Below are 15,600 nucleotides of genomic sequence, written 5' to 3' on the forward strand. Positions count from 1 at the left end.
ATGGCTTATACAAAACAGAGGTGATTGAATATTTAAAAGCAGATTGGCAAGGTTTAGCAGATGTACAACTTGCGACATTAAATTGGGTAGATTGGTTCAACAAAAAGCGTGTACACGGTGCACTGGGTTATGTATCGCCTTTTGAGTTTGAAGCAATGTACTATGATAAGATTAATCCGTTAGGTCAGGTGGCCTAACTTAAATAAAAAAGTCTCCGACAAACCCGGTACGGTTCAGAAACCTCCAGCACTAGTTCCTTTAGATTGGTAAAAAAGGTGATCCCAATAAGATGACTGAATAGCTATCAATATTATAAAGAATTATTGGACTAGAAGATGTCTAAAAATCAGTGGCTATTCACTGTTCAGTTTAAATGTTGTTATATCTAGCTAATAGAAAGCCTCGTATGAGGGGTTAAAGATTAAAGATTAAAGATTAAAGATTAATTGATATAAGTTAAGTGTGAATAATGGATAAAATTATTGATTTTGCAGAGAAACTTTTTTTAAATCCTGATTATACATTTTTTGGGATTTTTATTTTAACTCCAGTGGTAATTGTTGTTTTATGGGGAAAAGTTAAAGAAACAGGAATGCTTAAAGATGTTAGCTCATTAATATCTAGAGATAGAAAAAATAAAATTAATCAATTGAAAGCTAGAATTGAGCAAAATAGTTATCTACAACGTGAAAAAGAATTCTTTGAATATGAGTTAAAAGTTTATGAATATCAAGAGCTTTTGAAAACTCGTGAAAACCATTTACCTACTTTGATTTATTTGAACGGATTCGAAGATTCGAGGTATGCGATTGATGCATATAATAACAGTAAAGATTTTTTGAAATTCAATGATTCTGAAAATAAACTTGAGCTTAAAAAGCCTATTAGTCCTAAACTAGCTAAGGCTTTAGCTAAGACTGGTGGATTTATATTTATTTTCATATCTCTAAGTGCTTATGCTTTGATGATGTTTTTTTTATATTTGTATAATGAACTTGGTATTCAAAAAGACTATGTGGGTATATGGGCATTCTTTAATTTTCTTCTTATGCTTTTAATCATTTTTTGTGGAATGAAAGTTTTGAAATTTTTTATGAAAAGACAGCAAGCTTTATATATGTTGAGCTTAACAAGAATAAATGTTCAATATAGTGACAATATTGAAAAATGAAGATCCCCGAAAGGAACTTGATTTAATTACATCTTAGATTCTCAGGGCTTTGTTGCACAAAGATTTAAAGATTAGATTTACCCTAAGCGACTCAGGTTTAAGTGACAACTTGGGTATGAGGTCGGCCTAATTCCGTAAATATATTTAATACGGCTACACGAGCATGAATCTCATTCACTTGGCTTTGAAAGTTCTTGGCACTGAGTTTATCTCCCAATAATTTGATGCAATGCATCTTGGTTTCTACCAAGCTTCGCCGATGATACCCAGACCACTTTTTCCAAATTGTTCTTCCTAGACATTTGACCGTTTTCAATAATTCATTTCTCTCTAAAGATCTCAGTTTTTTGTCTTTCCAGAGCTTCGCATTTTTTCTTAGTGGAATCACCGCATATGCCTGTCGATCTGAAATGACTTTTCTGCAGTATTTCGTGTCATAAGCCCCATCTGTATAGATAGAATCAATCTGCTCATCCAGCGGAATTTGATCAAGTAAATCCCCGAGTACCTGTGAATCACTGACATTGTTCGTAGTCAACTGTACAGCCCGTATTTGAAGGGTTTTAGCATCTATGCCGATATGCAGTTTACGCCATTGACGACGATATTCAGGCTGATGTTTCTTACGTTTCCATTCACCCTCACCTAAAAACTTCAAGCCAGTAGAGTCGACGAGTAGATGAAGTCCATCATTACTTTTCTGGTAGCGAATCGCAATATCAATATGCTTTTGTCTTCTACAAAGCGTGGAATAATCTGGCGCTGTCCAATCTAATCCACAGAGTTTAATGAGGCTCTGAACAAAACCTGTGACCATGCGTAAAGAGAGTCGAAATAGAGATTTGATCATGAGACAGCATTGTATAGCTGCATCAGAATAGGTTTGATTTCGTCCGTGTTTACCTTGTGGTTGAGCATACCATTGAGTAGTGGGATCAAACCAAATCGATATGTTTCCTCGATTGATCAAGGCTTTATTGTAAGAGGACCAATTCGTTGTACGGTAGACTTTAGGTATGGGCTTATTCATTTGGAAATTATATTGCTGAATAAGCCGTCATGAATAGGTTTGTGCAACAAAGCCATTTTAAAAACCAAAAATATAATCTCATATATAATTGATTTTTAATTATTATTTTTCCTACCTAGGCGTTGATAGGCTAATTTCAATTAATAAGTATCTAACGCTTGTAGGCTGATAAGTAATTGATTAATCTTGTTTTTAGCAAGTAGTGTTTAGTGATGTTTTGCTTTTGCTAAGATCTGGTATATGTCGGTTGATTTCGCTTATATTTCGGAGTGGGAGAAACAGTCTAAAGTTTTAGGCAAGTAAAATATACAAGTCATAAAAATCCTTTTCAGTTGCGTTTCTCTTGTACGCAGGCGATACAAAATATGAAGCCCATAACTTACGTTATGGGCTTCATAAATTTATGATAATTGGGTAAATTATGGGTAAAAGTTGAATATTGAAAAACAATTACTATCTATAGGAATTCATAATAGATCGTCAGTTAAGCTGCCACCATCTCAATCGGAAAGCTAATATAATGATAGAGTGAATTTTAGATATTTTTTAGTTTTCTTTATCTATCATTAATCAATATTTCTAGGTCTAGAGGATCTTGGAAAATTAGTTTCTAATAATGCTCTTCAATCTTAAACAGTTGCAATAGGCGTAACTGGAGACCCCACAGCTCCTGTCAAACGTAATGGAGGGGCCGTTAATAAAAAGCTAGACCGATGATGAGTTCTTAAATATTTAGCTAAATCAGATAAATACCATAACTCACCTAAAGGAATTCCAAGTTTAAATAGACAATGTTGATGTAAAGGTAAGGCTGAACAGCAAGACTGTCTTTGGCTATATGGAAATTCTTCAACTGAGTAATTATCAGCAGCTATTGCAGCAATTCCTGAATCTGTAATCCATTCCAATAACTTTGGATCGCCACCATTTAATACAGCGCCGGTTCGATTTAGAACTTTAATATTGGGAGACTTATTCATCTTTAATAGTGCTTCTGCATAACCTGTATGTAAACAGAGAATATCTCCTACGCCAATTTTTAATTGATCCTTTTCAATAATATCTTTAATAATTTCATATCCAACATTAGTCCTTTCTGTACCAAGATGATGAGCTAAATCAATCATTACAGCCCGGCCTTGTAAACCATGTTCAGCTAGATGTTCGATACCTAATTTTATTGCAGAGGACGTGCTTTGGCTTTTTATATTTTGGAGGCCAGTATCTTCTAAGCAATCAGGATAGATCATAGAATCTCTTGCGGAAAAGCCATTATAGTAAGCTGCTTCTTCTTCTCCATTTTTATATAGGTCAAACATAGTACCTACATGAGCGAAAGCGTCCCATTGTGTGGAATACTGCAAGTGTAAAATAGCTAAGTCGTCACTCATGACATCAGAGATTTCTTGATCAAATTGATTCATTTCACAGTTAAAATTGACTTTACCATGTCGTTGTAATGGACGAAGAATTGGAGGATTTCTATTTATATTTAGTGCATTACCACCAGGATAGTCCAATGGTAAACTTAAGCAAAAAGTTTTTCCTTCTTTAACCTCTCGGATACCTTCAAGTACTTTTTCAGCGTTAATTAAGTTTAAACGACCAATACGATCATCATCACCAAAATCTCCCCAATTTGATCCCTCAGGACGTTGTAACCATCTTCTCATGATACTTTTTCCTTAGTAAATTTATTTAGACTGGAGTTGCTCCGATACTCATACCGCCACACACGTATAGAGTCTGGCCTGTAACAAAACTTGCTTCATCACTTAAAAAATATGAACATGCATGTGCAATATCTGAAGGTTGTCCCAGTCGTTTTACAGGAATACTTTGTAAAATCTGTTGCGTTACGGGTGAATCGGGTGGGTTAGCTGCGGTGAAAAGCTCTGTTTCTATTGGACCCGGTGCAATCGAATTTACAGTAATGCCATAAACACCAAGTTCTAGCGCTGCTACTCTACTTAAGCCAATAAGGCCAGCTTTGCTCACTGCATAAGCACTTCGCTGCGTTTTACCTAAAGCTGCTCTAGAAGACATATTAACAATACGTCCAAAGTTTTCTGATTTCATATTTGGAAGTAGGGCTTGAATACACTGTAAGGAGCATCGTACATTGAGACTAAGTACTTGATTAAAATCGTCTAAACTTTGATTCTCAATATTGTCTGGTTTGACCATTCCAACATTATTCACTAAGCGAGTAATGGGGCCATCTTTTAGAAGCTTTTTCAGTGCGGCGGCAGTTGCTTCTACATCTAATAAATCGACTTCTATATCCGCACTCTCTTTATCTAAAATGATTGGATACCATCCATTTTTTTTACATTGTTGAGCAATTGCAGCACCGATTCCTCGAGCACCGCCTGTGATGAGAACTTTATTAATTTTTGACATGATTACATTCCTTGTAAAAAAAGCATGGTAAAACCATGCTTTCCATATTTTTATAAGCAAAATTTTCCGTCCAAATAAGCCTTTCTCCAGCGGTCTATTTTGATTTTCTGAAATAGACCTCCAATGTAAAAAGGATCTTGTTCAATAAATTTTTGAGCAGCTTCTCTTGAAGCTACATCAATAATATAAATTCCACCGCCTAAGTCTTGGCCATTATCATCCAACTTTGCGCCACAAGCTAAAAGTAGTTCAAGGTTTTGATTTAAATAATCTAAATGATCCTGTCTTAATTTTTTTCTAAGAAGTTGATGATCTATTTTGTCCCAGGTTTCTACAACATAAGGCATTTTAATTTCCTCGTATATTAAGCTCTATTAGAATGAAAATGGATATTCAAGAATTAAACGGACTTCATCAATATTTCCATATCTATAGCCTTTAGTTGCTCTATGAGTGGCTTGACGAAGACGAACATCAAGATCTTTCGCAATGCCTTGCTTAACTTTGTAACGTAATTCGATATCTCTTTCCCAATGTTTGTTATCTATACTCTGGTCATAAACATGACGTTTGGTGTAAAAAACATTATCACTCCCTGTATTATCCATATCCCAGCCATATAGATAACGAGTCATAAATGATAAACCATCAACTCCATAAGGTGAGAAGTCGATTTCATATTTAACTTGAGCTGATTTTTCTTTGGCCTCAGTAAATGTTGAGAACTGCACAGTATTGGGGGTACTAGGAATTCCTCCATTATTGTTAAATCCTATCCAGTCAAAGGGCTCGTCACCTAATACTTGTTGATAAGCTAAACTGAAATTGTGGTTAGATAATTTATAGGTTCCCATTACTGAAACAATACTTGTACTAATATTTCCGCCCGTGGCATCACCTGTATCTCGGTTAATATAGTTATTTGTTTGTAGATTGAAATTTGATTGAGCATCAATTTGATGTTTATATTTTGCTCCTAAATAATATTGCATCCAGACATTCTCTAATTCTGAAATATAAGCAGACGTTTCAATATTATCGTGTTTATGGGTTGCTCCTATATAGGCAACATAATCACCTTGAATCCCATTATTGTAATCAGTATTAAAATAGTTTAAGCGATCGGTCGAATCAACAGGGCTCATCTGCGTAAAATAACCAAAATCTAAATTGAGATTCTCAAAGCTCTGATTCTTAATCGATAGACCTGTCGACATTGAAGGAAGTAAACGCGAATAATTGGTTACAATAATAGGATTGTTTGGGAATTGATTACCTAGTACTGCTTCAGTTTCCTTATATTTTGCCCGTAAGGCACCCCCAAATTCGGCGGTTGCCGATTTAGGTTTTCCTGTCGAGTCGACTTCTAAATTATTTGTACCAGTTCGATATCCATCACTATCGAGTTTTAAAGCGATCAGGCCATAACCGTTTAAACCGAACTGTATAGGTGTATCTGTCCAACCTGTTTCTATGTTAGCAATGAAACCTTGGGCCCATTCTTCACGATAACCTTTACGTTCAGATACAGGTAATTGAGCATTCTGTCCTGCAGAATTGAATTCACTTTTACGAAAGTCGCGATTGAAATAATAGTTTTTTGCTAGCACATGAAATTTTGTATCATTAATAACATCAGCCCAAGCCGTATTGATACTGGTTATGGATAGACAAAGAGTACCCATAACCAATAAATTTTTATTTACTGGTTTTTTCATTTTTTAAAATCCTTTTAAGTATTAAAAATAATTATTCAGACAGTTGAGGGGATCAATTAAACACGATCCCAGGTATCTGAAGGTTCAAAGATAAATCCATTATCTTGTTTACGAATGTAGCCACAATACGGGTCACCAAAGTGAACAGGCAAGAGTAAAGCTTCTCGGCTTACGGCACGCTCCAAGCATTCAAGCCGAGTTTTTCGTGCGATATCCGGCCAAATGCAATAACCTGAATTGATTTCAGGGCGAACAATTTGTAGTGGACTATGGAATACGTCGCCACAAAAGATTGCTTCTTCTCCTTGAGAGCTAACACGAAAAGTGACTTGTCCTGGGCTATGACCTGGTGCAGGCTCTACAACTAAGCAATCGGCAATTTCAGTGTGAGGTTTTATAAACTCAACCAGACCTTCGTTAAATACGGGCATTACACTATCGAAGAAGGAATCACCAAAAACATCGATAACGCCAGGTTCTTTATTTTTTCCTTCATGACAAAAATCAAAGTCCTCTTTAGGTAAATAGTATTTGGCATTAGGGAATGTTGGTGTCCAGCGGTTGTCTTTCCAAATCGTATTCCAGCCAACATGGTCAGAGTGTAAATGGGTAATCACCACATGAGTTACCTTTTCAGGAGGTGCACCAGCAGCTGTCATCCACTCAGTGATTAAGTTATTCAGCATATGCATCCGAGGAATTTCTGGCCGTTGTTTGAAATTACCAACACCGGTATCAATCACAATAATATTATTGCCCGCATGAACCACCCAAAATTGAATACTGACGATCAGCTTATTCATATGTGGAATCCAATGATGGGGTGCCAGCATATCTTGATACTCTTCTAACAGGCTCTGATCTGCTGCAGGAAATAAAAATTTTGGATCATGGCTAGGACCAGCATATTCATGGATACGGGTTACTTTTACTTCACCAATCATTCTTGATTCAATCATGAGTCACTCCTTAACAAATATTTTTTAATTTAATACTTAAACACGTTCAAATAGGGCAGCTAAACCTTGCCCACCACCAATACACATTGTTTCTAAACCATACCGGGCATTACGGCGTTTCATCTCATGTACTAATGATGTCATGATACGAATCCCTGTCGCACCAATAGGATGACCCAGAGAAATTCCAGAACCGTTCACATTGATATTGGAAGTATCGCTAATATTCAAACCTTTGATTACTGCTAAAGCTTGAGCTGCAAAGGCTTCATTAATTTCGACTAAATCAATTTCTTCAAGGGAAATATCTAGTTTTTTAAGTAGTTGATTGACTGCAGGCACAGGGCCAATACCCATTCGACTTGGATCACAACCTGCTGCGCTCCAGCCTGTGATTTTGGCTATCGGTTGCAAATGATATTTTTCTAAATATTCTTTACTTACAATTAGGCAGCCAGCAGCAGCATCGTTTTGTTGACTTGAGTTACCTGCGGTGGTGACACCATTTGGCAATAAGGTTTTCAGTTTAGCTAAACTTTCAATAGTGCTATTTGCACGAATACCTTCATCAAAATCAATAATCTTGGATTCTTTTTTTGATTTCACTTCAAGCGGAATCACTTCCTCTTTAAACTTTCCTGTATCCCAAGCTTGCTGGGCTTTTTGATGACTTTGTAGCGCAAAAGCATCACACTCTTCACGACCAATATTATAGTCTCGGGCCAGATTATCAGCAGTTTCTGGCATGCCTGAAATAGCTCCAAAGCGTTCAATCGGCTGAGATCTTTCACGACCACGTTCCAGTCGATCAAAGAAAGTGACATTACCTGCGCGACTACCCCAACGCATATTGGTAGAGTAATATTCAATATTACTCATACTTTCTACACCAACAACCATAATAGCTTCAGCATTTCCGGATTGAATGGTCATTGCTGCATTGATAATCGCTTGTAAGCCTGAACCACAACGTCGATCTAATGTATAGCCGGGAACTTCAATTGGAAGTCCTGCAGCTAAAGCCGCATAGCGTCCAATACAAGGTGCCTCACTAGATGAGTATGATTGCGCAATAATGACTTCATCTAAAGTGCTAGTATCTAATCCAGTTTTTTCCACGATGGATTGAATTACTTTTACAGCGAGATCGACTGCAGTTAAAGAGGCAAGTACACCACCAAATTTACCAATTGGGGTACGCAGTGGGCTGACAATATAAGCGTCTTTCATTTTGAATTCCTTTAAATTAGTGCCAAATCCATAGCCTGTTGTTCAAGTTCTTTTTGAAAATGGGGATGTGCAATTGCAATCATTTTTTCAACGCGTTGGGGAATGCTTAAACCGCGTAAATCGGCGATTCCATATTCTGTGATAATTAATCCGGCGTCACTGCGTGGTGTAGATACCGGTCCTTGTAAATTACTCACAATACGACTGAAATTTTTCCCAGAAGCGGGCAGGGCAATAATTGAGACACCACCATAGGACTGATTGGCAGCGCGAATAAAGTCTAAAGCTCCACCCACAGCGCCGACATAGGTTTTATTGGCAATCTCAGCATTGACCTGACCTGTTAAATCCACTTCAATTGCCGAATTGATTGCAATAAATTGTTGAATGGCAGCAAGAGTCCCAGCATGATGGGTATATTCAGTTGAACGGATTTCAATATCTGAATTTTGATGAGCAAATTGATGTAGTTTTGAAGAACCAACAATTAAACCTGTGATAGTTTTTCCAGGATCAATGTTTTTTTTCTGATTAGTAATCACTCCTTTTTGCATCAATTTGGCAACACCATCTCCAATGATGCCGGAATGAATACCTAAATGCTGATGCTGATCCAAAGCTTGCATAATGGCCTCGGGAACAGAACCGATTCCAAGTTGTAAAGTTGAATGATCGGGAATGCAGGAGGCAACATTCTGAGCTATTTTTTGAGTGATTGATGAATGGTCAGCACTATGTTGTGCTTCTATTTTCCGGTCGGTATACACCATCACATCAAAATCAGCTTCAGTTAAATATTCATCCGAATATACCCAGGGAGCTTGCTGATTGACTTCCGCAATCACAACTCGAGCATGTCGAAGGGCGGATTTTAAATAGTCTTGTGCCAAACTATAGCTATATTGTCCTTGAGCATTTGCTGCCGAAACCTGAATCAATACTATATCTAGTTTAAGTTGCTGATCTTCGATTAATCGGGGAAGTTGTGAATAATGTACAGGCAAAATATCTAAAACTTGATGTTGCGCAAGTGTCCGATTATAGCCTGCACCACAATAGCTCAGATATTCGATGTGTTCGGAGTATTCAGGAAGGCAAGTAGGAAACTGACTAATGCCTAAAAAAATTTTAAATTTACCAATTTTTTTACGATTTTGAATTAAATTTTGAGTAAGCGGTATGGGTTCAGCTTGAGCCTGGCCCCATACCACGCGATCACCATGTCGAACATAGTTGGATAAATCAAGCTGAGAAATATCGTATATCTTTTCCATGATGATCATCCTTGATCTTAAAAGGTATTCAGCGTTAGTGAATTGAAGATGGGTGTTGAGATAATGCTGTCACTTTAATATCCATATAGGGAAATAAAGGCAAACTCATCAGCAAATCATGTAATTCATTATTGCTTTCAACATCAAAAATACTGATGTTGGAATATTTACCTGTGACACGCCATAAATGTGGCCATTTACCTGCTTTTTGTAGCTCAATAGCACGTTCTTTTTCAGCGCGTTTAATTTCATCCATTTTTACAGGATCACTATCTAATGGAATTTTTACAGTCATTTCTACACAAAAAAGCATATTTATTATCCTTAATATTTGATGAATAAGTCTTATCCGACGTCTTTGGTCACGAATGGTTTTAATTTACCGATGAAGGTTTTACCGTGTTCAAACCAGTTTTTACGAAGATCTGAATCCATATAGACTTGCATTTGTTCTTCACTTTCGAACCAACATTCCCCAATAGCATCGACACCCGGCACATCAAAGAAGGGAACATGAATATCTGTAGGTTCTGAAGCAATCAAGCGAACTTCATATTTATATAAACCTGGAATACCTGCTGACATTTCAAAGTGTCGTAGACATTCTTGATCAAATTTTTCTTTACTCATGTCTTCTGGTTTAACGAGTAAATAAAGAATACGGATCATATTTAAACTCCCTGTTTTTGATAATGATGAGATATTAATGTAGGTTCATCTTTAGGCACTCTAATGAGCAAAATAGAGATTGTTGCTAAGCCATAAGCTGTTAAGCAGAACAAACCGATAGATGTAGCAAGACCTAATGATTCAGCAAGCATGCCAACGCCAACTACTGATAGGGCACCGAATGATTTGCCGACGTTATATGCAAAGCCCATACCTGTGGTGCGAATATGAGTCGGAAATAAATCACTTAAAAATGGGCCAAGTGCTGCGAACATTCCAATTGCGGAAAAGCCCACAAAGAATCCAAGTGCTAATGTGATATATTGATTCATTGCAATCAACATATACACCACAGTTACGATCCAGCTCAGAATAGACATTCCGATAAGCGTTTGTTTACGGCCTAATTTATCAGCCAGATAAGCTGTAAACATAAAGCCAGCAAATGCTCCTACGGCCATAATCAAAATCGTGACAATTTTAGAACTTGGACTAAGGCCACGTTCATTCATTAGAGTTGGAATCCAAATTAAGATGGCATAGCAAGCCGCTTGAAGTCCTAAAACTAATAGGCTAGAAAATACTGTTGAACGTATGTATTGTTTTTTAAACACCGATGTGAATGATGCTTTTTCAATATTTTCTTTATTTTTAGCTACATCATTTACGAATTCGACTGATTCTTTCACATTACGGCGAATATAGATCACAATTAAAGCGGGAATGACACCTGTCCAAAAAACAACACGCCAAGACCATTCTGGAGGAAGGGTTGTAATAAGGATTGTTGCTACAATAACTGAGCCAGCCCAGCCTAAAGCCATGCCTGACTGAACAAAGCCTACAGCCTTATTTTTGTGTTTTGCAGAAACAGCTTCGGCCATTAATGCCGCACCAACAGCCCATTCACCCCCAAAACCTAATCCTTGTAGGGTCCTTGCTATTAAAAGTTGTTCATAATTTTGTGCAAAACCGGCTAAGACACCAAAAAAAGTAAACCATAAAATAGTAAACATCAGAATTTTTACGCGCCCGTAGCGATCTGCCAGAATCCCTGCAATCCATCCACCAAGAGCTGTAACAACCAGGGCAACAGTGCCGATCAGACCAACCTGAGTTTGAGTAAGAGCCCAAGTAGCCATGATGACAGGTAGTAAAAAACTAAAAATTTGCATGTCATAAGAGTCAAGAGCCCATCCTGCATAACATGCCCAAAATGTCTTTTTCTGGTTGGAATCCGATTCCTTGTACCAATTTAACATTCCCATTTACATCTCCTTTGTAAAATCGATTTATAATTTATTTCATTCTTGAAAAATCCAGCGGTACATCTGTAATAGTTTGGATATATTCGGGTGTATGAGGTGAAACGATATCAATTACAAATACTTGCCCTTTAATAAATTCAAAAGTAGCAATCTCTGTATAAACACGGTTTACGCAGGCCAATCCAGTTAATGGATAGCTACATTCTTCTAAAATTTTACTTTGGCCTTGCTTGGTTAAATGTTCCATCATGACGTAAACATTTTGTGCACCTGAAGCAAGATCCATTGCACCACCTACAGCAGGAATGGCATCTGGATGCCCTGTATGCCAATTAGCTAGATCACCTTTGGCTGAAATCTGGAATGCACCCAGAATGCAGTAATCCAAATGTCCACCGCGCATCATTCCAAAAGAATCCGCATGATGAAAAAAAGCACCACCTTTTTTTAAATCAATCGCTTCTTTTCCTGCATTGATCAAATCCCAATTTTCTTTACCTTTTTCAGCTTGAGTCCATTGACCTAAAACACCATTTTCACTTTGTAAAATCACTTCTTTATCAGTGAAATAGTCTGCAACTAGCGTCGGTAAACCGATGCCTAAATTGACATAAGAACCTTCTGGTATATCTTGAGCCACACGTTGAGCAAGATTATTTTTTTGTTGGATATCCATAATACTTATGCTCCAATTTCACTTTTTAGTGTCACACGATCGACAAAAATTCCAGGAGTAATAATAATTTCTGGGTCTAAATCACCAAGTTCACAGATTTGATCTACAGCGACTAAAGTAGTTTTTGCAGCCATAGCCATAATAGGAGCGAAATTACGTGCAGTTTTGTTGTAAATTAGATTGCCCCATCGATCGCCTGCCTTGGCATAAATCAGGCTGTAATCTACGGTCAAAGCTTTCTCAAAGACATAACCTTGACCATCTATTTCTTTGGTCTCTTTATTTTCTGAAAGTAAGGTGCCATAAGCTGTACGTGTATAAAACCCACCGATACCGCAACCAGCAGCTCTTAAACGTTCTGCAAGCGTACCTTGAGGTACAACTTCAAGTTCAATTTCATTATTGCGATATAGTTCTTCAAAAACATATGCGTCTTTTTGGCGAGGGAAAGAACAAATTAGTTTTTTGACGCGTTTAGCTTTGAGTAGTGCTGCAAGACCTTGATCACCATTCCCCGCATTATTGCTTACAATAGTTAGATCTTTCGCACCTTGTTCAATGAGTGCATCGATAAGTTGATTGGGCATACCAGATCCACCAAAGCCACCAATTGCAATGATTGAACCATCTTGAATGTCCGTGACAATATCCTTTGCCGAACCGAAGATTTTATTGATCATCTTACTACCTTGTAAAATTCATGTTTCTTATACTTAATAGTAAGGTCACACATTCTAGTGTTTGGCACAATTTTATAATTTGAAAGCTGTGTTAACCTCTAGTTAACGCAAAATTCGGCATAAAAAATCAAATACTTAATGAATATGTGCTTGTAAACACTGGATAAAATCTTTAGAAAATTGACTTATTTGATTGAAATTTATTGAACAGATTTTAAAGCTGCGCTGCGCCCATTTTTCATTGATTTTGGTGCAGGCAAGCTGGGGATGAATATGCTGGAGGCGCTGAAATGCCGCCAGCGGAATGATGGAGATGCCGGCACCGGCAGCGACCATTTGACAGATGGAATCGTAGCTTGAAACCTGAACTCGGATGTTGATTTTTTTGTCTAGTTGAAGGGCAAGCTTATATAAGAACTGCTGAATGGCGCTGCCTTCGTTTAAGGTCACTACAGAATACTCAATAATATCGATTAAAGTGATATTTTCAATTTCCAGTAAAGGGTGCATTTTCGGTGCAATCAAAACGAGTTGAGAAGAAATTAAAGGTAAAGTCTGTAAATGATCGGTGTCGATATCGCCTGAAATAATGCCTAAATCCACTTGCCGGTCTGCGACCACATGAATGATCTCTTCACTGGTCATCTCTTTCAGATTTACATCGACATGTGGATGGGTAATTAAATATTCGGACAGTGCATTAGGAATATATTCAGTGATGGCCGTGGTGTTAGCGGCAATGGTTAATTTGCCCTGAATCAGGTTGTTAAATTGAGACAATTCACCTTTCAGGCATTCAATTTCATGCTGGAAAGCTTTTGCGTATTTGAGATAAATCTGGCCAATTTCAGTTAGTCTGACTCCTTGAGATGAGCGCTCTAAAATTTTTAGGCCTAATTGCTGTTCTAGATTCTTAATCCGGTTACTGGCTGCAGGTGTCGATATAAAGGTTTTTTCAGCAGCTCGAGTTAAATTTTGAGTCTCGGCGATATTCAGAATCAGCCTGAAATCATTTAAATCAAAGTTCACAGCTTTACTCGTGTTGAATTATTAAAATTAAAAAAGATTATTCGCAGCAATACTTACTTGAATTGATATTAAGTCAAAAGTATTTCATTTTTTCACTATATATGAAATGTGATTATTGTTAGACCAAAGTGAGGTTGCTGGTATGTATTTTTAAATCATTCCATTAGGGATAGGTGACCCAAAACACTAAATGAAGAGCCGTAAGGAGAATAGCGTCCTGTATTGACGGCACCTAAGGGATATCGATACTTTCAAAAAATCCAACATCACGGCCTATATGATGCTGGAAAACCGGAAAATCCTAAATGATGGCTTGATCAATAAATTCTTGAATGGCAACTTTGCTATAGCCTAATTCCTCCAGAATTGCCAGGGTATGTTCTCCCAGGTCTGGTACAGGACCGATTTGGTAATCTTTATCATGCTTGCATCCGACGGGTTTAAGTGTCGGAACTCGACCAACCGGGGTGTCTACCGCAGTCCAGCGCTGTCGTGCTTGTAATTGTGGATGATGCCAGACGTCTTTCATTTCATTCACATTCGCCCTGGCAATATTGGCAAGATCTAAACGATTGATCACTTCTGTCTGAGTTAAATGTTTAAATACATCTAAAATAATAGCTTGTAGTTTTTCACGATTTTTTGAGCGTAATGTATTGTTTATGAATTCAGGCATTTCTGAAAGTGTAACGTCTTGCAATACAAATTTGCAAAAGGCTTTCCATTCCCGCTCATTTTGAACCGCTAAAATGACTTGTTTATCATCACCCGTATGGAAAAGACCATAAGGATAGATGGTTGCGTGCGAGGCTCCGGTCCGCTGAGGCGCGGTATTGCCACGAAACGCATAATAGAGCGGATAGCCCATCCACTCAGTCATGCTTTCAAGCATCGAAATATCAATACGTTTTCCTTTACCTGTCTTAGCGCGTTCAATCAAGGCAGCCAAAATATTGGAATAGGCATACATACCGGCAGCAATATCAGAAATAGAACAGCCTGCTTTTGTATACTCATTTTCGGTGCCAGTGATCGATAAAAATCCGGATTCACTTTGAATCAGTAAGTCATAGGCCTTTTTATCATGATAAGGACCGGGATTTTCAGCATCATCACCATACCCTGATATATCACAGACAACAATTTTCGGATTGATTGCAGACAATTCTTCAAAAGACAGACCAAGCCGGGAAGCAGAACCTGGCGCAAGGTTTTGCACCAGTACATCTGCTGTTAATACAAGCTGCCTGAGAATATCTTGAGCCGCTTGAGTTTTAATATCCAATGTTAAGCTTTCTTTAGACCGATTGGCCCATACAAAATGCGAAGACATTCCATCGACACGCTCATCATATTTTCGTGCGAAGTCACCGATATTTGGACGCTCAATCTTGATTACCCGTGCACCTAACTCTGCGAGTTGCCGTGTACAAAATGGTGCAGCAATTGCATGCTCGAGTGTAATGACGGTAATATCATTTAAAGGAAGCATT

At 37.6% G+C, this 15,600-nt stretch carries 17 protein-coding genes; 2 read left to right on the plus strand and 15 right to left on the minus strand.

The features are described from left to right. Together GVV58_RS08825 and GVV58_RS08830 are read left to right on the plus strand one after the other, a co-directional pair. Positions 1-197 (plus strand): IS3 family transposase (locus tag GVV58_RS08825; protein ID WP_159516362.1); only part of this gene is annotated, 197 nt, incomplete at its 5' end. Positions 198-469: 272 nt separating this feature from the next. Then, positions 470-1,171, plus strand: coding sequence for a hypothetical protein (locus tag GVV58_RS08830; RefSeq protein ID WP_159516363.1), 702 nt, complete (start codon positions 470-472; stop codon positions 1,169-1,171). A gap of 97 nt (positions 1,172-1,268) precedes the next feature. On the opposite strand, the gene GVV58_RS08835 is transcribed toward GVV58_RS08830, so the two are convergent. From GVV58_RS08835 to GVV58_RS08905, 15 genes are all read right to left on the minus strand, one after another. Next, positions 1,269-2,201, minus strand: a complete 933-nt coding sequence (locus GVV58_RS08835) for an IS5 family transposase (protein WP_159516364.1) — start codon at positions 2,199-2,201, stop codon at positions 1,269-1,271. 629 nt (positions 2,202-2,830) lie between these two features. Beyond that, positions 2,831-3,874, minus strand: a complete 1,044-nt coding sequence (locus tag GVV58_RS08840; protein WP_159516365.1) for a cyclase family protein — start codon at positions 3,872-3,874, stop codon at positions 2,831-2,833. Positions 3,875-3,899: 25 nt separating this feature from the next. Then, on the minus strand, positions 3,900-4,604 hold the full coding sequence (locus tag GVV58_RS08845) for an SDR family oxidoreductase (RefSeq protein ID WP_005015554.1): 705 nt from the start codon (positions 4,602-4,604) through the stop codon (positions 3,900-3,902). A 50-nt stretch (positions 4,605-4,654) separates the two neighbouring features. Next, positions 4,655-4,951, minus strand: coding sequence for a YciI family protein (locus GVV58_RS08850; protein WP_005015552.1), 297 nt, complete (start codon positions 4,949-4,951; stop codon positions 4,655-4,657). Positions 4,952-4,978: 27 nt separating this feature from the next. Then, on the minus strand, positions 4,979-6,322 hold the full coding sequence (locus GVV58_RS08855) for an OprD family outer membrane porin (protein WP_159516366.1): 1,344 nt from the start codon (positions 6,320-6,322) through the stop codon (positions 4,979-4,981). Positions 6,323-6,378: 56 nt separating this feature from the next. Continuing rightward, a complete protein-coding gene (locus tag GVV58_RS08860; protein ID WP_129716606.1) occupies positions 6,379-7,281 on the minus strand; it encodes an MBL fold metallo-hydrolase in 903 nt (300 codons plus the stop codon). Positions 7,282-7,317: 36 nt separating this feature from the next. Beyond that, positions 7,318-8,511: an acetyl-CoA C-acetyltransferase gene (locus GVV58_RS08865; protein WP_129716604.1), complete on the minus strand. Its 1,194-nt coding sequence runs from the start codon at positions 8,509-8,511 to the stop codon at positions 7,318-7,320. 11 nt (positions 8,512-8,522) lie between these two features. Continuing rightward, a complete protein-coding gene (locus GVV58_RS08870; RefSeq protein ID WP_129716602.1) occupies positions 8,523-9,785 on the minus strand; it encodes an acetyl-CoA hydrolase/transferase C-terminal domain-containing protein in 1,263 nt (420 codons plus the stop codon). 34 nt (positions 9,786-9,819) lie between these two features. Beyond that, complete coding sequence (catC, locus tag GVV58_RS08875) at positions 9,820-10,098, minus strand: muconolactone Delta-isomerase (RefSeq protein ID WP_046206015.1); 279 nt, start codon at positions 10,096-10,098, stop codon at positions 9,820-9,822. 32 nt (positions 10,099-10,130) lie between these two features. Continuing rightward, the gene (locus GVV58_RS08880; protein ID WP_129716600.1) at positions 10,131-10,454 is read right to left on the minus strand and encodes an EthD domain-containing protein; all 324 of its coding nucleotides are present in this window, start codon (positions 10,452-10,454) and stop codon (positions 10,131-10,133) included. A gap of 2 nt (positions 10,455-10,456) precedes the next feature. Beyond that, on the minus strand, positions 10,457-11,722 hold the full coding sequence (locus tag GVV58_RS08885) for an MFS transporter (protein ID WP_129716598.1): 1,266 nt from the start codon (positions 11,720-11,722) through the stop codon (positions 10,457-10,459). Between the two features lie 31 nt (positions 11,723-11,753). Further along, complete coding sequence (locus GVV58_RS08890; protein WP_159516367.1) at positions 11,754-12,398, minus strand: 3-oxoacid CoA-transferase subunit B; 645 nt, start codon at positions 12,396-12,398, stop codon at positions 11,754-11,756. A gap of 5 nt (positions 12,399-12,403) precedes the next feature. Beyond that, a complete protein-coding gene (locus GVV58_RS08895) occupies positions 12,404-13,078 on the minus strand; it encodes a 3-oxoacid CoA-transferase subunit A (protein WP_129716594.1) in 675 nt (224 codons plus the stop codon). A 135-nt stretch (positions 13,079-13,213) separates the two neighbouring features. Beyond that, complete coding sequence (locus tag GVV58_RS08900; RefSeq protein WP_159516368.1) at positions 13,214-14,107, minus strand: LysR family transcriptional regulator; 894 nt, start codon at positions 14,105-14,107, stop codon at positions 13,214-13,216. A gap of 301 nt (positions 14,108-14,408) precedes the next feature. Further along, positions 14,409-15,599: a CaiB/BaiF CoA-transferase family protein gene (locus tag GVV58_RS08905; RefSeq protein ID WP_159516369.1), complete on the minus strand. Its 1,191-nt coding sequence runs from the start codon at positions 15,597-15,599 to the stop codon at positions 14,409-14,411. Position 15,600 lies beyond the last annotated feature (1 nt).

Source organism: Acinetobacter sp. 18QD2AZ41W (assembly GCF_009829025.1).
Classification (GTDB): Bacteria; Pseudomonadota; Gammaproteobacteria; order Pseudomonadales; family Moraxellaceae; genus Acinetobacter; species Acinetobacter pseudolwoffii.